This is a genomic window from Acinetobacter legionensis, from assembly GCF_048552295.1.
Classification (GTDB): domain Bacteria; phylum Pseudomonadota; class Gammaproteobacteria; order Pseudomonadales; family Moraxellaceae; genus Acinetobacter.
The window spans coordinates 1-1016 of the sequence record NZ_JBIMCW010000070.1; the positions used below are offsets into that span (position 1 = coordinate 1).

General features: G+C 49.9%; 1 rRNA gene. It reads right to left on the reverse strand.

Annotated elements, in window-relative coordinates:
- Nucleotides 1-997: ribosomal RNA gene (locus ACG916_RS21480) — 23S ribosomal RNA — on the reverse strand; the annotation flags it as partial.
- Nucleotides 998-1016 lie beyond the last annotated feature (19 nt).

The following is a 1016-nucleotide window of genomic DNA, read 5'->3' on the forward strand; positions in this document are numbered from 1 at the left end:
GGGGCCTTAGCTGGCGGTCTGGATTGTTTTCCTCTTGACTACGGACGTTAGCACCCGCAGTCTGTCTCCCGGATAGTACTCATAGGTATTCGGAGTTTGCATCGGTTTGGTAAGTCGGGATGACCCCCTAGCCGAAACAGTGCTCTACCCCCTATGGTATTCGTCCGAGGCGCTACCTAAATAGCTTTCGGGGAGAACCAGCTATCACCGAGTTTGATTAGCCTTTCACCCCTATCCACAAGTCATCCCCTGGCTTTTCAACGACAGTGGGTTCGGTCCTCCAGTTAGTGTTACCCAACCTTCAACCTGCTCATGGATAGATCACCCGGTTTCGGGTCTATACCCAGCAACTAAACGCCCTATTAAGACTCGATTTCTCTACGGCTCCCCTATACGGTTAACCTTGCTACTGAATATAAGTCGCTGACCCATTATACAAAAGGTACGCAGTCACCGAACAAGTCGGCTCCCACTGCTTGTATGCATGCGGTTTCAGGATCTATTTCACTCCCCTCACAGGGGTTCTTTTCGCCTTTCCCTCACGGTACTGGTTCACTATCGGTCAGTCAGGAGTATTTAGCCTTGGAGGATGGTCCCCCCATATTCAGACAAGGTTTCACGTGCCTCGCCCTACTCGTCATCATTATATGTGCCCTTTCGTGTACGGGACTATCACCCTCTACGGTAGCACTTCCCAGAGCTTTCCGCTAAAACACATATAACTTAATGGGCTGATCCCCGTTCGCTCGCCGCTACTGAGGGAATCTCAATTGATTTCTTTTCCTAAGGGTACTGAGATGTTTCACTTCCCCTCGTTCGCCTCGCATGACTATGTATTCATCATGCGATACCTACCTTATGGTAAGTGGGTTTCCCCATTCAGAAATCTCCGGATCACAGGATATTTGCCGCCTCCCCGAAGCTTATCGCAGGCTATTACGTCTTTCATCGCCTCTGACTGCCAAGGCATCCACCACATGCACTTAATTACTTGACTATACAACCCCAAACAGTCG